General features: G+C 72.2%; 14 protein-coding genes. 8 read left to right on the top strand and 6 right to left on the bottom strand.

Annotated features, from left to right (window positions below):
• Nucleotides 1-63 precede the first annotated feature (63 nt).
• Complete coding sequence (locus tag CSC66_RS04740) at nt 64-339, bottom strand: DUF4124 domain-containing protein (RefSeq protein WP_162376243.1); 276 nt, start codon at nt 337-339, stop codon at nt 64-66.
• Between the two features lie 3 nt (nt 340-342).
• The gene (locus tag CSC66_RS04735) at nt 343-732 is read right to left on the bottom strand and encodes a DUF4124 domain-containing protein (protein ID WP_374318899.1); all 390 of its coding nucleotides are present in this window, start codon (nt 730-732) and stop codon (nt 343-345) included.
• A gap of 118 nt (nt 733-850) precedes the next feature.
• On the opposite strand from CSC66_RS04735, the gene pssA reads away from it, so the two are divergent.
• Genes pssA through rimI form a run of 3 tightly spaced genes read left to right on the top strand, consistent with a single transcriptional unit; the run spans nt 851 to nt 2,594 of the window.
• Complete coding sequence (gene pssA / locus CSC66_RS04730) at nt 851-1,627, top strand: CDP-diacylglycerol--serine O-phosphatidyltransferase (protein ID WP_162376242.1); 777 nt, start codon at nt 851-853, stop codon at nt 1,625-1,627.
• The gene (locus tag CSC66_RS04725) at nt 1,624-2,091 is read left to right on the top strand and encodes a hypothetical protein (RefSeq protein WP_162376241.1); all 468 of its coding nucleotides are present in this window, start codon (nt 1,624-1,626) and stop codon (nt 2,089-2,091) included. The genes pssA and CSC66_RS04725 overlap by 4 nt, the downstream gene beginning before the upstream one ends.
• The gene (rimI, locus tag CSC66_RS04720; protein ID WP_374318894.1) at nt 2,088-2,594 is read left to right on the top strand and encodes a ribosomal protein S18-alanine N-acetyltransferase; all 507 of its coding nucleotides are present in this window, start codon (nt 2,088-2,090) and stop codon (nt 2,592-2,594) included. Before CSC66_RS04725 ends, rimI begins: the two co-directional genes overlap by 4 nt.
• A gap of 151 nt (nt 2,595-2,745) precedes the next feature.
• Here rimI and CSC66_RS04715 read toward each other — a convergent pair whose 3' ends face one another.
• The 3 genes from CSC66_RS04715 to CSC66_RS04705 form a co-directional block, all read right to left on the bottom strand.
• Entirely contained in the window at nt 2,746-5,619 is a 2,874-nt protein-coding gene (locus CSC66_RS04715) for a valine--tRNA ligase (protein ID WP_162376240.1), read from the bottom strand.
• A 90-nt stretch (nt 5,620-5,709) separates the two neighbouring features.
• On the bottom strand, nt 5,710-6,132 hold the full coding sequence (locus CSC66_RS04710; protein WP_162376239.1) for a DNA polymerase III subunit chi: 423 nt from the start codon (nt 6,130-6,132) through the stop codon (nt 5,710-5,712).
• A gap of 10 nt (nt 6,133-6,142) precedes the next feature.
• Complete coding sequence (locus tag CSC66_RS04705) at nt 6,143-7,627, bottom strand: leucyl aminopeptidase (protein ID WP_162376238.1); 1,485 nt, start codon at nt 7,625-7,627, stop codon at nt 6,143-6,145.
• A gap of 129 nt (nt 7,628-7,756) precedes the next feature.
• On the opposite strand from CSC66_RS04705, the gene lptF reads away from it, so the two are divergent.
• Together lptF and lptG are read left to right on the top strand one after the other, a co-directional pair.
• Nucleotides 7,757-8,842 carry an LPS export ABC transporter permease LptF gene (gene lptF, locus CSC66_RS04700; protein WP_162376237.1) on the top strand — a complete coding sequence of 362 codons (1,086 nt, stop codon included), beginning with the start codon at nt 7,757-7,759 and terminating at the stop codon, nt 8,840-8,842.
• A complete protein-coding gene (gene lptG, locus CSC66_RS04695) occupies nt 8,839-9,948 on the top strand; it encodes an LPS export ABC transporter permease LptG (protein ID WP_162376236.1) in 1,110 nt (369 codons plus the stop codon). The genes lptF and lptG overlap by 4 nt, the downstream gene beginning before the upstream one ends.
• A gap of 124 nt (nt 9,949-10,072) precedes the next feature.
• Here lptG and CSC66_RS04690 read toward each other — a convergent pair whose 3' ends face one another.
• Nucleotides 10,073-10,567 carry an RDD family protein gene (locus CSC66_RS04690; RefSeq protein ID WP_162376235.1) on the bottom strand — a complete coding sequence of 165 codons (495 nt, stop codon included), beginning with the start codon at nt 10,565-10,567 and terminating at the stop codon, nt 10,073-10,075.
• A gap of 42 nt (nt 10,568-10,609) precedes the next feature.
• Between CSC66_RS04690 and xerD the strand changes: the two genes are divergently transcribed.
• The 3 genes from xerD to purL all read left to right on the top strand — a co-directional run bounded on the left by xerD (nt 10,610) and on the right by purL (nt 17,226).
• Complete coding sequence (gene xerD / locus CSC66_RS04685) at nt 10,610-11,599, top strand: site-specific tyrosine recombinase XerD (protein ID WP_162376234.1); 990 nt, start codon at nt 10,610-10,612, stop codon at nt 11,597-11,599.
• A 458-nt stretch (nt 11,600-12,057) separates the two neighbouring features.
• Nucleotides 12,058-12,870, top strand: a complete 813-nt coding sequence (locus CSC66_RS04680; RefSeq protein WP_162376233.1) for a DsbC family protein — start codon at nt 12,058-12,060, stop codon at nt 12,868-12,870.
• 306 nt (nt 12,871-13,176) lie between these two features.
• Complete coding sequence (gene purL / locus CSC66_RS04675) at nt 13,177-17,226, top strand: phosphoribosylformylglycinamidine synthase (protein WP_162376232.1); 4,050 nt, start codon at nt 13,177-13,179, stop codon at nt 17,224-17,226.
• Nucleotides 17,227-17,357: the final 131 nt, after the last annotated feature.

The following is a 17,357-nucleotide window of genomic DNA, read 5'->3' as shown; positions in this document are numbered from 1 at the left end:
GTCAGGGAGGCGGGGAGCCGGACATTCTGCCAGCAAGGGGCGGGGACCGCCCTGGGGCGCGCGTCAGGGGGTGTTGCGGACCCGGATGCCCGGTTCCGGCTCGCGGGCGATGCGCTCGTACCGGCGCCCCTTGGGTGGGCTCTCGGTGATCTGGAGGTTGCCGGCGTCGTCGCGCCAGCGGTACAGGGGCCGCTGGGCATCCTCCGCGTTGGCCGCGGCGGCCTGTTCCGCGCGCAGGCGCGCTTCGGGCGAGCGCTGCGGCGCCTGGTCGCGGGCCAGCCACCAGGCCAGCCCGCCACCGAGGGCGAGACCGGCCAGGATCGCCCAGGTGGCGCGCATGGCTCAGCCGGCGGGCGGGCAGTAGGCCTTCACCGCGGCCTCGGCCAGGTTCTTCTGCGCCGCGCGTTCGTCCGCACCCAGGGTCTTGTCCGGCTTGCCGTCGCCATCGGTGTCCTGCTGGACGGCCACATCGCGCGACAGCAGCGCCAGGTTCTGCTGGGCCGTCGTGCACTGCGGCGAGGGCGCCGCAGCCGCAGGCGCCGCGGTTTCCACCGTCTGCGCACTGGCGTCGATCCGGCGGGTGTCGTACTTCTGGCCCGGCGGCGGCTTGTCGGAGGAATGGGTGACGCCCTGGGCGTCCTTCCACTGGTAGACGTTGGTCGCCGCGACGGTGGCGCTGGCGCAGAGGCCGGCGGCCAGGAGCAGCAGGCAGGACCGGGTCGGGAAGCGCATCGGCGGGTCTCCAGCGGGGCGGCGGTGGGCGGAGGCCCGATTCCAGCACCCGGCCGCGGGGCTGGCAAGTCGCCAGGTCACGTTTCTCTGTCGGCCGGGCGCCCCGTACACTGGCGCCATGGACCCCCAACACCCGCCCGCGCGCTCGCGCGGCATCTACCTGCTGCCCAACCTGTTCACCACCTGCGGCCTGTTCGCGGGCTTCTACGCGATCATCGCCGCGGCCAACAGCCAGTTCACGGCGGCGGCCATCGCCGTGTTCGTGGCCGGGATCATGGACGGCATCGACGGCCGGGTGGCCCGGCTGACCGGGACCAGCAGCGCCTTCGGCGTCCAGTACGACTCGCTGGCCGACCTGGTCAGCTTCGGCCTGGCGCCGGCGCTGGTCATGTACCACTGGTCGCTGTCGGCGCTGAAGTTCGACGGTGGCACCCTGGGCCGGGTCGGTTGGGCGGTCGCCTTCCTGTACGCGGCGTGCGCGGCCTTGCGCCTGGCCCGCTTCAATACCCAGGTCGGGGTGGTCGACAAGCGCTGGTTCGTCGGCCTGGCCAGCCCGGCGGCGGCGGGCCTGATGATGTCCTTCGTCTGGGCCTTCGCCGACGGCGAGCTGGGCTGGAGCGGCGAGGAGCTCCGCTATGTCGCCCTCGGCGTGACCCTGGCGGCGGCGCTGCTGATGGTCAGCCAGATCCGCTACTGGAGCTTCAAGGGCAGTGGCGAGGGCGGTCCGCGCGCGGACCGCGTGCCGTTCGCGGTGCTGCTGGTGGTGCCGGTGGCGATCGCGGTGCTGGTGATCGACCTGCCGCGGGTGCTGCTTGCGGTGGGGGTGCTGTACGCGCTGTCCGGGCCATTGATGGCGCTGTGGCTGCGCGCGAGGCGGCCGGCGGCCAAGGCATGAACCCCGGCGCCTCGCCCTGGAGTCCGCAGCAGCGACGCTGGCTGCAGGCGCTGGGTCACGCCGTGCTGCGCGTGGGCGGGGACGCGGTCGACGCCCCGCCGGAGAGCGATGCGGCAGCAGCCGCCGTGGACCAGCGGCCAGGCATCGTGGCGGCGGCGCGAACGGCGCCCGTGCCGGAGCGCCCTTCGACCGCCTCGCCACCGTCGACGCCGGTGCGCCGCCCGCCACCGCCAGCGACGGATACCGCCAGGCCGGATGCGGCCGCCGCGCGCGGCGCGATGCGCCGCCCGCAGCGGCTGCCCGACCGCCTGCAGCTGGCCCTGCTGCGCGCCTCCGGGCTGGACCCGTCCGATCCGGCGGCGCAGGAGACGATGGCGCAGTGGCCGGTGGACCGGTTGCGCGGCGACGGCGCGGCCAAGCGCGCGTTCTGGCCGCAGCTGCGCGCCTTGCGGAGGCGGCCGTGAGCGTGGCTGCGTACCGCGAACTGGCCCCCGCCTGGCGGCTGCGCGCGCTGCGCGAAGGCGACCTCGATGCGGTGATGGCGATCGAGAAGCGCGCCTATCCGTTTCCCTGGACCCGTGGCATCTTCCGCGACTGCCTGGCGGCCGGCTATCCGGCGCTGCTGGCCCTGGAGGACGACCGGCCGGCCGGCTATGGCGTGATGAGCATCGCCGCCGACGAGGCGCACCTGCTCAACCTGTGCACCGCGCCGGAACGGCAGTCGCGCGGACTCGGCCGGCACCTACTGCGTGCGTTGCTGCGCACCGCGCGCGACCGGGGTGCGCAGCGGATCTTCCTGGAAGTCCGGCCGTCCAACCCGCAGGCCATCGCCCTGTACCACAGCGAGGGCTTCAACGAGATCGGCCGGCGCCCGCGCTACTACCCTGCGGTGCAGGGCCGCGAGGACGCGATCGTGATGGCGATGGAACTGGTCGCCGGCGACGTGGAGAAGATGCCGCCGCTGTGAGCGGTGGCTTGCCCAGGCTTGGCTTCCTGGCGTCCGCGTAGAGCGGGGCTCGCCCCGCTGCTCTTGCGCCGACGTATCCAGAGCAGCGGGGCAAGCCCCGCTCTACGAAAGCGAGGCGACGCGGTGCGGACACCGGCGGTGGCGCGCGCGCTCAGAGCCGCGCGCGCTGCTCCCGCAGGCCTTCCAGCTGCGAACTCCAGTCGACCAGGCGCTGGCGCTCCTGCTCGACCACCGCGCCCGGCACCTTGTCGGTGAACCTGGCCAGCTTGGCCTCGCTCTTGTCCTTCTCGGCCGCCACGCGCGCGATCTCCTTGTCCAGGCGCGCGCGTTCGGCGTCCAGGTCGACCAGGCCTTCCAGCGGCACCAGCAGCTTGAGCTCGCCGACGATGGCCGCGGCGGCGGCCGGCGCGGGCGCGCCCGCATCGAGCCACGCCACCGATTCCAGCCGCAGCAGGAAGCGCAGCTGCGAGTCGAAGCGCCCGACGCGCGTACGGTCGTTGCCGCCGCCACCCTGCAGCAGCAGGCGGACCTGCCTGCCGGGCGAGACGCCCAGCTCGCTGCGCACGCGGCGCAGGGCCGAAACCATCGACTTGAACCACTCGATGTCCGCCTCGGCGGAGGCGTAGTCCTGGCCGGCGAAGTCGGTGGGCAGCGGGTACGGCCGCAGCGAGATCGAATCGCCGGCGACGCCTACGCGCGGGGCGACCTGGCGCCACAGTTCCTCGGTCACGAAGGGCACCAGCGGGTGCAGCAGGCGCAGCAGGGATTCGAGCACGTACAGCAGGGTGTGGCGGGTGCTGGCGGCGGCGCCGGGATCCTCGCCATTGAGCGCCGGCTTGGCCAGCTCCACGAACCAGTCGCAGAACTCGTTCCAGGCGAACTCGTACAGGGCCTGCGCCAGCAGGTCGAAGCGGTAGGCGGCGAACTGCGCCTGGGCCTGCGCCGTCACCGCGGCCAGGCGGGCGAGGATCCACCTCTCCGCATCGGTCTGCGGCTGCGGCACGCCGGAGAAGCTGGCGCCCTCGGTGTTCATCAGCACGAAGCGGCTGGCATTCCACAACTTGTTGCAGAAGTTCTTGTAACCCTCGGCGCGGCCGAGGTCGAACTTGATGTCCCGGCCATGCCCGGCCAGCGCGGCGATGGTGAAGCGCAGCGCGTCGGCGCCGTGGGCGATGATGCCGTCCGGGAACTCCTTGCGGGTGGCGCGCTCGATCTTTTCGGCCAGCTTGGGCTGCATCAGCCCGCTGGTGCGCTTGGCCACCAGGTCCTCCAGGGCGATGCCGTCGATGATGTCCAGTGGGTCGAGGACATTGCCCTTGGACTTGGACATCTTCTGCCCTTGCGCGTCGCGGATCAGGCCGGTGATGTAGACGTCGCGGAACGGCACCTTGCCGGTGAAGCTGTCGGTGGCCATGATCATGCGCGCCACCCAGAAGAAGATGATGTCGAAGCCGGTGACCAGCACCGACGACGGCAGGTAGCGGTCGAAGCCGCGCTGCGCCATCGCCTGCGTGTCGGGCCAGCCCAGGGTCGAGAACGGCCACAGCTGCGAGGAGAACCAGGTTTCAAGGACGTCCTCGTCCCGTCGTAGAGCGGGGCTCGCCCCGCTGCCCGTGTCCTTGTCGCCAAGCGGGGCAAGCCCCGCTCTACGTGCAACGGCCTGCGCGTAGGCCTCTTCCTCGTTCCGCGCCACGTAGCAGTGACCATCCTGGTCGAACCACGCCGGAATCCGATGGCCCCACCACAGCTGGCGGCTGATGCACCAGTCCTGGATGTTCTCCATCCAGTGGCGGTAGGTGTTGATCCAGTTCGGCGGGACGAACTGGACGTCCCCGCGCTCGACCAGCTCCAGGCCGCGCTGCGCCAGCGCGTCCATCTTCACGAACCACTGGTCGGTCAGGTACGGCTCGATCACCTGGCCGGTGCGGTCGCCGCGCGGCACCTGCAGCTTGTGCGGCTTGGTCTCGACCAGCAGACCCAGCTCTTCGAGGTCGGCGAGCACCGCCTTGCGCGCGTCGTAGCGGTCCAGGCCGCGGTACTTCTCCGGAGCGTTGTCGTTGAGCGCGGCCACCGGGGTGAACAGGTTGATCATCGGCAGGCCGTGGCGCTGGCCGACCTGGTAGTCGTTGAAGTCGTGCGCCGGGGTCACCTTGACCACGCCGGTGCCGAACGCGCGGTCGACGTAGTCGTCGGCGATCACCGGGATGCGGCGGCCGGCCAGCGGCAGCTGGACCTCCTTGCCGATGAGCGCGGTGTAGCGCGGATCCCCCGGATGCACCATCGCCGCGGTATCGCCAAGCATGGTCTCCGGGCGGGTCGTGGCGACCACCAGGTAGTCGCGGACCTCGCGCAGGGTCTCGTTGCCGTCGGCGTCGACTTCCACGTGCTCGTAGGTCACGCCGTCGGCCAGCGGGTAGCGGATCGACCAGAGGAAGCCGTCTTCCTCCACGTTCTCCACTTCCAGGTCGGAGATCGCGGTCTTCAGCACCGGGTCCCAGTTGACCAGCCTTTGACCACGATAGATCAGGCCCTGCTCGTGCCAGCGCACGAACGCCTCCACCACCGCCGCCGACGGCTGCGGGTCCATGGTGAAGGTGCTGCGGGACCAGTCGCCCGACGCGCCGAGGCGGCGCATCTGCCGCTCGATGATGTCGCCGGACTGGCCCTTCCACTCCCACACCTTGGCGACGAAGCCGTCGCGGCCCAGCGAATCGCGGGTTTCGCCCTTGCCTTCCAGCGCCAGGTTGCGGCTGACCACCATCTCGGTGGCGATGCCGGCATGGTCGGTGCCCATCTGCCACAGCACGTCGAAGCCGCGCATGCGGTGGTAGCGCACCAGCGCGTCCATCAGCGTGTGCTGGAAGGCGTGGCCCATGTGCAGCGTGCCGGTGACGTTGGGCGGCGGCAGCAGGATCGAGTACGGCTCGCCCTGGCCGCTGGGCTGGAAGCAGCCGCTGGCCTCCCACTCGGCATACAGGCGCGATTCGAAGGACTTGGGTTCGTAGCCGGAGGGCAGGGTGGTCATGGGGACGGGGATGGGGTCAGAGTGGGTTTTCGTGCAGCGGCAGTGGCAGGCGGGACGATCGTCGGGACGAAAACCCACACTGACCCCTGCCTACATATCGTGCTTGTTGAGGTCGTAGCCCAGCGCCTGGTACTGCTTCCAGCGCTCGCGCAGCGGGCCGCGCGCGGCCGGGTCGGCCGGCACCACTTCCAGCACGCGCTCGCACGGCGCGGTCCAGGCGTCGTCGCGCAGGTTGATGGCCAGCGGGCGGGACGGCGCCTCGGTGCCCGGCGGCACGATCAGCACCGGCGCCAGTTCGTCTTCCTCGTCGCCGGCGATCTGGTGCGGGACGTAGGCGTCCGGATCGAACGCCCACAGCAGGTCGTCCAGCTCATCGGCCTGCGCCGCGTCGCGCGCCAGGACCACGGTGAACTGGTTGCTGTCGCAGGCGCGCCGGGCCAGTTCGCAGACCAGCAACAGCGGCTGCTCCGCGAAACGGGGCTTGGCGATCAGGTAGAAGTCGGCGCGGGGCATGGCGGGCCGCTTACGCGGCGCGTCCTTCCGCCACGCGATCGAGCAGCCACTGGCTCAGCAGGCCGACCGGGCGGCCGGTGGCCATGCCGCGCTTGCCTTCGTCGCTGGCCGAGCCGGCGATGTCCAGGTGCGCCCAGCGCTGGCCTTCGGCGAAGCGCGCCAGGAAGCAGCCGGCGGTGATCGCGCCGCCCCAGCGGCCGCCGATGTTGTAGACGTCGGCGAAGCTGGACTCCAGCAGGGTCTGGTACTCGTCCCACAGCGGCAGGCGCCAGGCGCGGTCGAACACGGTCTCGCCGGCCGCCAGCAGCTCGCCGGCCAGGTCGTCGTGCTTGCTCATCAGGCCGGAGGCGAACTTGCCCAGCGCGACCATGCACGCGCCGGTCAGGGTGGCCACGTCGACCAGCGCGGCCGGCTCGAAGCGCTGCGCGTAGGTCAGCGCGTCGCACAGGATCAGGCGGCCCTCGGCGTCGGTGTTGCCCACCTCGATGGTCTTGCCGGACATGGAGGTGATCACGTCGGACGGGCGGTAGCTGTTGCCGTCGATCGCGTTCTCGACCGCCGGGGCGAGCACCACCAGGTTCAGCGGCAGCTTCATCTTCACCGCGGCCACGAAGGTGCCCAGCACGCTGCCGGCGCCGAGCATGTCGTACTTCATCTCCTCGATGCCGCCCTGGGTCTTGAGGTTGACGCCGCCGGTGTCGAAGGTGATGCCCTTGCCGACCAGCACGTACGGCTTGGCATCGCCGCCGCCCGACCACTTCAGCACCACCAGGTGCGGGCGGTTCACCGAGCCGCGGGCCACGGCCAGCAGCGAGCCCATGCCCAGGGCCTCCATCTGCTGCTCGTCCAGGATCTCCGCCTCGGCGCCGTCGTGGGCGGCGGCGAACTCCCGCGCCTGCGCCGCCAGGTAGGCCGGGGTGCAGATGTTCGGCGGCAGGTTGCCCAGCTCGCGGGTGAAGGCCACGCCGGCGGCGATCGCCTCGCCCTGGGCCAGGGCGGTGGCGTCGTCACCGTGGATGGCGAGCTCGCGCAGGCCGGGCTCGTCCTTCTTCTTGCCCAGCGTGGCGGTGTAGCGGTAGGCGGCGTGGTCGGCGGCGATGGCCGCCTGCCGGATCGCCCAGGCGGCATCGCGGCCGGCGACGGCCAGCTCGCTGACGGTGAACAGCGCCTTGCCGACCGGTCCGGTCTTGAGCGCGCGGACCGCGTCGGCCACCGCCTTGAGGTACTGCGGCACGCCGAACTTGGCCGCTTCGCCCAGCCCGACCACCAGCACGCGCGGCGCGACCACGCCCGGCAGGTCGTGCAGGACCAGGCTGCGGCCGGTGCGCCCGCTGAGGTCGCCGCGCTCGAGCAGGGCGCGCAGGCGTCCGCCGCTGGCCTCGTCGATCGCCTGGCCCGCGGGCGTGAGCGTCTTGTCGGCAAAGGCGCCGACCACGACGCAATCGAAGGCGGCCGCGGGGGCGGCGTCGCGGTTCAGGGTGAATTGCAGGGCCATTGATCAGATTCCGGCGGCAGGTAACTACAATGTGGATCGAAATCGCGGAACGACCGCCGGCGGCTGCTTCACAGCCCGGCCGGCGACGCCCGCAAGCGAACCCGGGATTTTATAGGACTGCCCAGCCTGATGCCGAAGCTCGACCGATACCTGCTGGGCGATTTCATCCAGAGCTTCCTGGCGACCCTGATCGTCCTGCTGACGGTGAGCCTGGGAGGCGTGCTGGTCGACGTGCTCGGCGAGATCGCCGACGGCGGCCTGCCGGCCCGCCTGCTGTTGTCCCAGCTGGGGCTGCAGCTGCTGGTGTACCTGCCGCTGGTGCTGCCACTGGCGCTGATGCTGGGGCTGATGCTGTCGCTGGTGCGCCTGTACCGGGACTCGGAGATGGCGGTGATCAACGCCATCGGGGTCGGTCCGCGGCGCCTGCTGCGACCGCTGCTGATGGCCTCCCTGCCGGTGGTGCTGGCGGTGGCGCTGTGCTCGCTGTGGCTGGGTCCCTGGGCCCAGCGCACCGCCGCGCGGCTGGTCGAGCAGGCCAATCGCAGCCTGATCGTGGCCGGACTGGAGCCAGGGCGCTTCACCTCGCTGCCCAATGGCGGCGGCATCGTCTACATCGACGGCATGACCGAGGACGGCGCCGGCCTGAGGAGCGTGTTCCTGCAGCGCGAGCGCGAGGGACGGATCGACGTCATGACCGCCAGCGAGGGCGAGCTCCAGTTCGAAGGCGAGCGCGGGCGCTACCTGCAGCTGCGCGACGGACATCGGCTGGAGGGGCCGCTGGACGGCGCTCTCGACTTCCGCCTCATGCGCTACGCGATCAACGAAGTGGCGTTGCCCGAGCGCGCCGAGGTGCGCGACAGCGACGACCCGCGGCTGCAGGCGACCAGCGAGCTGCTGGGCAAGGGCGACCGGGAGACGGTGGCCGAGCTGCATGCGCGCCTGGCGCCGCCGCTGCTGGCGCTCGCCTTCGCCCTGCTGACCCTGCCGCTGGCGCGCAGCTCGCCGCGCCAGCAGCGCTACGGCCGGCTGATGCTCGGCTTCCTCGCCTACCTGGTCAGCGTCAACCTGGTCTTCATCGGCACGCGCATGCTGGCCGAGGGCGAACTGCCGCCGATCCTGGGCCTGTGGTGGCTGACCCTGCCGCTGCTGGCGCTGGCGGTCTGGCTGTACCTGCGCGACGGACGCCTGCCCGGGGCAAGGAGGCTGGCGGCATGAACTTCCTCAAACCGCGCCTGCACGACCTCTACGTCGGCCGGGTGGTCCTGGTCACGGTCCTGCTGACCTGGATGGTGCTGCTGGGTTTCGACGTGGTGATGGCCTTGTCCGGCCAGGTCGGCGACCTGGGCAAGGGCAGTTTCGATTTCCCGACCGCGCTAGCGGTGGTGGCGTATACGGTGCCGCGGCGCGCGTACACGATATTCCCCTACGCGGCGGTGATCGGCTCGCTGATGGGACTGGGCCAGCTGGCGGCGACCTCCGAGTTGACCGCTTTGCGCGCGCTGGGCCTGTCGCGCCGGCGGTTGAGCGCCTCGGTGGCCGCCGCGCTGGTCATCCTGACCACCCTGATGGTCGTCAACGGCGAGACCCTGGCGCCCTGGGGCCAGCGCCAGTCCGACCAGATCAAGCTCGCCGCCAAGACCAACAACGTCGCCATCGCCCGCTACCAGGGGTTGTGGGCGCGCGAGGGCGACACCTTCCTCAACGCCATCGATGGCCAGGAGCGGGTCGTCGACGGGCAGCGGACGCTGGAGCTGCGCGACGTGCGCCTGTACAAGCTTGCCGACGATGGCAGCCTGGACTCGCTGACCCGTGCCGCGGTGGCCGAACACGATGCCAGCGGCTGGCGCCTGCGCGACGTGCGCCGGATCCGCTTCGGCTTCACCCCCGGCGCGGCCACCGAGCAGCGCGTGGCCGAGGAGCGCTGGTCCTCGGAACTGGACCCGAACGCGCTGGCCGCGGGCGTGACCCGCGCCCGCAACCTCTCGGCGGCGGAACTGCGCGCGAGCATCGACTACCGCACCCGCAACAACCTGGACGCGCGCGAGTACCAGGACATCTACTGGAGCCGCTGGTTCTACCCGATCAACGTGCTGGCGCTGTGCCTGGCGGCCGTGCCGTTCGCGTTCGGCAGCCTGCGCAGCGGCGGCATGGGCAAGCGCCTGTTCCTGGGCATCGTGTTCGCACTGGCCTTCATGCTGCTGCAGATGCTGTTCGGGCGCCTCGCCGGGGCGACCCGCATCGACTACCGCTTCGCCTATACGCTGCCGCCGGTGCTGATGCTGGTCGTTTCCTGGTGGCTGTTCCGGCGCAAGTCGGGTTGATCCCGGCCCTGGCCGGGATCAACCCGACTGTGTAGGAGCCGATCTTCATCGGCGACCCGTGCGTCGGGCTCCGATGGTGGGTCGCCTGTGCCGATGGGGTCCGGTCGCCGATGAGGATCGGCTCCTACGCTTTCGGCACCCGCACCAGCCGCGTGCCGCTGGCGCGGTCGTGCCAGGCCCGTCCATCGCGGTCGAGCCACGCCCACCAGAAGCCGAGTCCGCCGGCGAGCAGCGACAGCAGGCCCACCGCGTAGCGCAGCCACAGCGCCGTCCAGCCCGGGTTGCCGGAGGCGGCGACCAGCTTGAGCCGCCACGGGCGCATGCCCAGGGTCTGGCCGCCGCGGCGCCAGCTCAGCGTCGCGTAGAGGCCGGTGACCAGCATGCAGGACAGGAACAGCAGGACGCTGGGCAGGCTGCCGGGCGGGATGTTCTCGCGCTGCGCGTGATGGCCCAGGTACGTATAGCCGAGGTTGAACAGCAGCCCGAGCAGCATCCACAGCGCCGCCACCGGCCAGAAGTCGTAGAACAGCGCCAGCATCCGCCAGCCGACGAGCGCGCGCGGCCGGGTGGTCGGCGCCGGTGCCGGCGCTGCGGTCGGGGAGGGGCGTGCAGGGTCCATAGGGGGCACAGGATACCGGGGCCGGGCGGCTATCCTTGCGCCATGCCGCGCGACACCCCCGCCATCGCCACCGCCGCCGATCGTCGCCGCCTGGCGGGCCGCCTGCCGGCGCTGCGCGATGCAGACGCGCGCGCGATCGGGCGCTTCATCGATGCGGCCTGGGCCGAGCACGGCCTGGCCCGCCAGACCCAGGATGCCTACCGCCGCGACCTGGAGCAGCTGGCCCGCTGGCGCGACGGCGCCGGCGGCGGCATCGAGGGCGCCGACCGCGAGACCCTGTTCCGCTACATGGCCTGGCGCCACGCCGCCGGCTATCAGCCCCGCAGCAACGCGCGGCTGCGGGCCAGCCTGCGCGCGTTCTACGCCTACCTGGTGCGGGCGGGCCGGCGCAGCGACGATCCGGCCGCATTGCTCGATCCGCCGCGCTTGCCGCGGCCCCTGCGCAAGGCGCTGACCGAATCCCAGGTCGACGCGCTGCTGGCGGCGCCGCAGGTGGACGCGCCGGAAGGCCTGCGCGATCGCGCCATGCTCGAATTGATGTACGCGGCCGGACTGCGGGTCAGCGAACTGGTCGGCCTGCCGGCGAACGCCGTCAACCTGCGCCAGGGCGTGGTCCGGGTGCTCGGCAAGGGCGGCAAGGAGCGGCTGGTGCCGCTGGGCGAGGAATCCCAGCACTGGCTCGAACGCTACCTTGCCCAGGCCCGCCCGCAGCTGGCCGGCGGCAGGCCGGTGCCGGCCGATGCGCAGGGCCAGGTGCCGCTGTTCCTGGCCGCGCAGCGCCAGGCGCCCACGCGCCAGGCCTTCTGGCAGTGGTTGAAGCGCTACGCGGCCGTGGCCGGGATCGACCCGCGCAAGGTCACCCCGCATGGCGTGCGGCACAGCTTCGCCACCCACCTGCTCAACCGCGGCGCCGACCTGCGCGCGCTGCAGCTGCTGCTCGGCCATGCCAGCCTGTCGACTACCCAGATCTACACCCTGGTGGCGCGCGAGCACCTGCAGCGCCTCCACGCCCGCCACCACCCGAGGGGGTGAGGCAGGCCGCTTGCGCGGCACTGCCGCGCGGCCTGCCGAACGCCCGGCCAAGTATGGCCGGGCCGGGCTATCCGGCGCCGACGCCGTCCCGCCATGGATGGCAAGCGTGCCCCGTCGAGTGCGTGAGTGCGCGGCACTGCCGCGCGGCCTGCCTCACGCCCGGCCAAGGGCGAGGCCGGCATGGTTTGCGAGGCATCGCCTCGCATGCCGGCTGAGCGCCCGGCGCGCTGCGCCGGGCCGGCAAGCCGGGCCGGGCGATCCGGCGCCGACGCCGTCCCGCCATGGATGGCAGGCGCGCCCCGTCGAGTGCGTGAGTGCGTGGCACTGCCGCGTGGCCGGTCCGCTCTGCCACCCCGGACCGGGGATGAACGCCGGGGCGGCGCATGCACCCTCGGCCACGGGGCGATGTCGCCACTGTGCGAACATTCCGCATCTATCCCCCCAGGACGGCCCCTTCAATGTCCCGAATCCTCGTCGCCGCGCTGCTGGGCGCCATCAGCCTCAGCGCCTGTGCCCAGCAGGCCCCGTCCACGGCCACGGCGCCTGCCGCCAAGCCGGCAGGCAAGCCGGCCGCGACCGCGGCGGCGGGCACCGGCACGCCCGAGTCGCGCGCCCGCGACGCCCTGCGCGCGATCGCGCCCGACCTGGCCCCCGAGTACGTCGGCGCCGCGCCTTTCCCCGGCTTCCGCGAAGTGCTCCTCGGCGGCCAGGTCCTGTACGTCTCCGACGATGGCCGCTACCTGATGCAGTCGCAGCCGTTCGACCTGCAGGCGCGCAAGCCGGCCGCCAGCCCCGGCCTGATGGCCCACCGGCGCGAGCTGATTGCCAGCATCCCCGCGCAGGACCGGATCATTTTCGCGCCGCCGAACACCAAGCACACCGTCACCGTCTTCACCGATGTCGAATGCGGCTATTGCCGGCGGATGCACCAGCAGATCGCCGACTACAACCGGCTCGGGATCGCGGTGGAGTACGTGGCCTTCCCGCGCATGGGCCCGGCCAGCAAGGACTTCGTCGACATGGAATCGGTCTGGTGCGCCAGCGACCGCAAGCGCGCGCTGTCCGAGGCCAAGGCCGGGCAGCCGGTCAAGCAGCAGCGATGCACCAGCCCGGTGGCGATGCAGTTCGACATCGGCCAGCGCGTCGGGGTCAACGGCACGCCGGCGGTGTTCGCCGCCGACGGCACCCAGCTGGGCGGTTACCTGCCCCCGCAGCAGTTGCTGCAGGCCCTGGAAGGTGGCGGCGCGGAGGCGGCCGGAGGGTCGCGCTGAGGGTCTGCATCCGGCCAGGCGGCACGCGCGCCGTGGGGTCGCTGCCGGGATGGCCTGCAGGAGCGCAGCTAGCCGGCGACACGCGCCCCGGTAGAACGAGGACGTTGCCTGTGCCAACGCCCTCGCGTCGCGGGCCAGCCCGGTTCCTGCAACAGTGGAGCGCCTGATCACCAAGGGGGTCACGCGTCCGCGGTGCCGGGATGGGGGCGGCTCCGGCCCCGCCTGGCGCTCCTTCCCGTCCGTCCGGTCCCGGTGCGGCCGGCTCCGGTACAATGGCCGGCCTTTCCCCCTGCGACTTCACCGGACATGATCGTCCTCGAGGGCGCGCCCGCCCTTTCGCCGTTCCGCCGGCAGCGGCTCCAATCCCGCCTGCAGTCCCTGGTCCCCGGCCTTCGCATCGAAGGCGCCTGGCACGTCTACTTCGTCCAGCCCGGCGACGCCGCGCCCGATCCGGCCGCGCTGCACCGCATCCTCCAGGCCGGCGACGGCCAGGCCCCGCTGGCCGGGGGCGCGCGCTCGTACTTCGTGGTGCCCCGCCTGGGCACGCGTTCGCCCTGGTCGAGCAAGGCCACCGAGCTGCTGCAGGGTGCCGGACTGGCGGTGTCGCGGGTCGAGCGCGGCCTGCGGCTGGACGTCGCCGGCTGGCCGGCCGACGCGGCGACGCAGGCGGCGGTGGGCAAGCTGCTGCACGACCCGATGACCCAGTCGCTGCTGGAGTCGCGCGACGCGGCGCAGGCGCTGTTCGCCAGCCCGGCGCGCAAGCCGCTGGAGCGCATCGCGCTCGCCGACCTGGAAAGCGCCAACCGCCGCCTGGGCCTGGCCCTGGCCGACGACGAGATCGACTACCTGCGCGCGCGCTATTCGGAGCTGGGGCGCGACCCGTCGGACGTCGAGCTGATGATGTTCGCGCAGGCCAATTCCGAGCACTGCCGGCACAAGATCTTCAACGCCAGCTGGACCATCGACGGGCAGGAGCAGGAGCGCTCCCTGTTCCGGATGATCAAGAACACCCACCAGAAGACGCCTCAACATACCTTGAGCGCGTACAGCGACAACGCCGCGGTGATCGAGGGACACCTCGCCGCGCGCTACCGCCCGGATCCGGCGACCGGCCAGTACCGCACCGAAGCCGCGGTTCCCTCGGCGTTCCAGATCAAGGTCGAGACCCACAACCACCCGACCGCGATCGCGCCGTTCCCGGGTGCCTCCACCGGTGCCGGCGGCGAGATCCGCGACGAGGGCGCGACCGGCCGCGGCGGCAAGCCCAAGGCCGGCCTGACCGGTTTCACGGTGTCGCACCTGCGCATCCCCACCCTGCCGCAACCGTGGGAGGCGCCACGCGCGCTCAACCCGCGCATGGCGCCGGCGCTGGAGATCATGCTCGACGGCCCGCTGGGCGGCGCCGCGTTCAACAACGAATTCGGCCGGCCGAACCTGCTGGGCTACTTCCGCAGCTTCGAGCTGGCGCAAGGCCACGCGGCCGATGGAAGCCCCCTCAGCCGCGCCTACGACAAGCCGATCATGCTGGCCGGCGGCCTGGGCGCGATCGACCGCATCCAGGTCGACAAGATCCGCCTGCAGCCGGGCGACGCGGTGATCGTGCTGGGCGGGCCGGCGATGCTGATCGGCCTCGGCGGCGGCGCGGCCAGTTCGGTGGCCTCCGGCGAGAGTGCCGAGGACCTGGATTTCGCCAGCGTCCAGCGCGACAACCCGGAGATGGAGCGCCGCTGCCAGGAGGTCATCGACCGCTGCGTGGCGATGGGCGAGCGCAACCCGATCCACTTCTTCCACGACGTCGGCGCCGGTGGCCTGTCCAACGCCATTCCCGAACTGCTGCACGATTCCGGCGTGGGCGGGGTCATCGACCTGGCCAAGGTGCCGACCGACGACCCGTCGCTGTCGCCGCTGGAACTGTGGTGCAACGAATCCCAGGAGCGCTACGTGCTCGGCGTGCCGGCCGACCGGCTCGAGGAGTTCGCCGCGATCTGCGCGCGCGAGCGTTGCCCGTTCGCCGCCGTCGGCGTGGCCACCGCCGAGGAGCGGCTGGTGGTGGGTTACGGCGCGACGGTCGAGAGCGTTTACGGTATCGCGGCGGATCCCTCCGGCCCGGTGCAGCGCGCCGGGGGTCCGGATGCGCCGCGCGGCAGTGCCGCGCAAGCGGAAGCACCGGTGCCCGGCCCGCAGGCGCAGCCTGCGGGCGTTCGCGAAGGCGCGGACCAGTGGTCCGCCAGCGCCTCCGCTCACCCCATCGACCTGCCGATGGACGTGCTGTTCGGCAAGCCGCCGAAGATGCACCGCGACACGACGCACCCGGGCGCGGCACCCTGGCCGGCGCTGTCCACCGCGTCGCTGGACCTGCACCGGGCCGGGCTTCGCGTGCTCGCGCATCCGACCGTGGCGTCGAAGAACTTCCTGGTCACCATCGGCGACCGCAGCGTCGGCGGCCTGACCGCGCGCGACCAGATGATCGGTCCCTGGCAGCTGCCGCTGGCGGACTGCGCGATCACACTGGCCGATTTCGACGGTGTCGCCGGCGAGGCCATGAGCATCGGCGAGCGTACCCCGCTGGCGCTGCTCGATTCGGCGGCCGCCGCGCGCATGGCGGTGGGCGAGGCGATCACCAACCTGTGCGCCGCGCCGGTGGAGGCGCTCGACACGGTCAAGCTGTCGGCCAACTGGATGGCGGCCTGCGGGCATCCGGGCGAAGACGCGCTGCTGTACGACGCGGTGCGCGCGGTCGGCATGGAGCTGTGCCCGGACCTGGACATCTCGATCCCGGTCGGCAAGGACTCGCTGTCGATGCAGGCGCAATGGCACGCCGACGGCCAGGCCCACAAGTCGGTGTCGCCGGTGTCGCTGATCGTGTCGGCGTTCGCCCCGGTGGTGGACGTGCGCGGGCAGTTGACCCCGCTGCTGGCCGACGGCGACGACAGCGAGCTGTGGCTGATCGGCCTGGGCGGTGGCAAGCAGCGCCTCGGCGGTTCGGTGCTGGCCCAGGTGCACGCCGGCGACGAGGCCATGCCGGCGTTCGGCGGCGACGTGCCGGACCTGGACCATCCGTCCCGCCTGCGCAGCTTCTTCGAGCTCATCCGCGACGCGCGCGAGGCCGGCCTGCTGCTCGCCTACCACGACCGCGGCGACGGTGGTGCGTTCGCCACGCTGTGCGAGATGGCGTTCGCATCGCGCCGCGGCCTGGACATCACCCTGGATGCCTGGGGCGACGACCCGTTCCGCACCCTGTTCAACGAGGAGCTGGGCGCGGTGGTGCAGGTGGCCGACGAGGATCGCGCCGCCTTCGCCGACCTGGTCGAGCGCCACGCGCTGACCGAATACACCCAGCGCATCGCCCGCCCCACCGCGGTGCCGCGGGTGCGGGTGCGGCGCGAGGGCGGGCTGCTGGCCGAGTGGCGCTGGGAGGAGCTGTTCGACGCCTGGTGGTCGGTCACCCACGCCATGCAGAAGCTGCGCGACAACCCCGACAGCGCCGACCAGGAGCGGGCGGTCGCGCGCGACTTCGCCGCGCCGGGACTCAAGCCGGGCCTGACCTTCGATCCAGCCGATGACGTCGCCGCCCCGTTCGTCAACACCGGGGCGCGGCCGCGCGTGGCGATCCTGCGCGAGCAGGGCGTCAACAGCCACATCGAGATGGCCCGCGCGTTCGAGCGCGCCGGTTTCAGCGCGTTCGACGTGCACATGAGCGACCTGGTCGCCGGCCGCGCGTCGCTGGAGGGGTTCGCCGGCCTGGCGGCCTGCGGCGGCTTCAGCTACGGCGACGTGCTCGGCGCCGGCCGCGGCTGGGCCACCTCGATCCTGGAGCGCGCGACGCTGCGCGAGGCGTTCGCCGCGTTCTTCGCGCGGGCCGACACCTTCTCGCTGGGTGTGTGCAACGGCTGCCAGATGATGAGCCAGCTCAAGGACATCATCCCCGGCGCGACCCATTGGCCGAAGTTCCTGCGCAACGCCAGCGAGCAGTTCGAGGCCCGCACCAGCCTGCTCGAGGTGGTCGAGTCGCCCTCGATCCTGCTGCGTGGCATGGCCGGCTCGCGGATTCCGGTCGCGGTGGCGCACGGCGAAGGCCGCGCGGAGTTCGACAACCCGGTCGACCAGGCCGCCGCGCGGGTCGCGCTGCGCTACGTCGACGGCGACGGCCGCGCGGCGACGCAGTACCCGCTCAATCCCAACGGCTCGCCCGACGGCATCACCGGCCTGTCCAGCGAGGACGGGCGCGCGACTATCCTGATGCCGCACCCGGAGCGGGTGGCGCGCAGCGTCAACCTGAGCTGGCATCCGGCCGGCTGGGGCGAGGATTCGCCGTGGATGCGCATGTTCCGCAACGCGCGGGTGTGGGTCGGCTGACGGCCTGCATCCACGCTCGCCAGGCGCGCGCTCTGCAGGTAGCAGATCTCGCGCATGCGCGCGCGTGCCGGCGCCGATGCAGCGGGGCTCGATCGACGAATCGCGCCCGCCGGCAGGCAGCCGGGCGGCAT

Origin of the sequence: Pseudoxanthomonas kaohsiungensis, assembly GCF_010211765.1 — a bacterium.
In the GTDB taxonomy this organism is placed as follows: domain Bacteria; phylum Pseudomonadota; class Gammaproteobacteria; order Xanthomonadales; family Xanthomonadaceae; genus Pseudoxanthomonas; species Pseudoxanthomonas kaohsiungensis.
This window is presented reverse-complemented; position numbering and strand designations above follow the sequence as displayed.